Genomic DNA, 503 nt, shown 5'->3' with positions numbered 1-503 from the left:
GTCGGTTTTCTTCTGTGAAAGTATAGTATTCATCATCGAAGAAATAGTCGATGCCCATTGATTTGTACGTATCATCTCGGTTCCAGAATGATCCAACGTTCCCATGGAACATAGCAGAAGTATAATCTGCTTCTGAGCGTAAAATTTGAGAAGCGGATTGGAAAGTATTAGTCGATCCATATTGAGTAAATGCTCCACCTTGAGGGGAACCGTACAATGAATTTTCTAAAATCATTTCGGAATCAGCTGTTTTACCTTGTCCTACTTGATGGAAGAAGTTTTCAAAACTGTAGCTGTCTTCGTTATCGAACAAGCTGTTGATGAATGGGGTAACTTCGTGAAGCTCTCCATTTTCATCTTCTAACTGATAGTCGATCAAAAATTGTTGGAAACTTTCTAAATGGATATAAATCACATTTCTGTCTTCAGCGATACCAAACATTTCACTATTCGGTTCACCGTAATGCTCATTGACGTAGTTCAACACAGTGTCCATATCCGAT

At 38.4% G+C, this 503-nt stretch carries 1 protein-coding gene; it reads right to left on the bottom strand.

Going from position 1 to position 503, the window contains the following annotated elements; all coding sequences use genetic code 11:
• A partial coding sequence (locus ABS911_RS15360) for an LTA synthase family protein (RefSeq protein ID WP_350468271.1) occupies positions 1-503 on the bottom strand: 503 nt, incomplete at both ends.

This window comes from Carnobacterium sp. (assembly GCF_040274425.1).
Note: the sequence above shows the minus strand (reverse complement) of the source record. Positions and strands in the feature narration are given on the sequence as shown.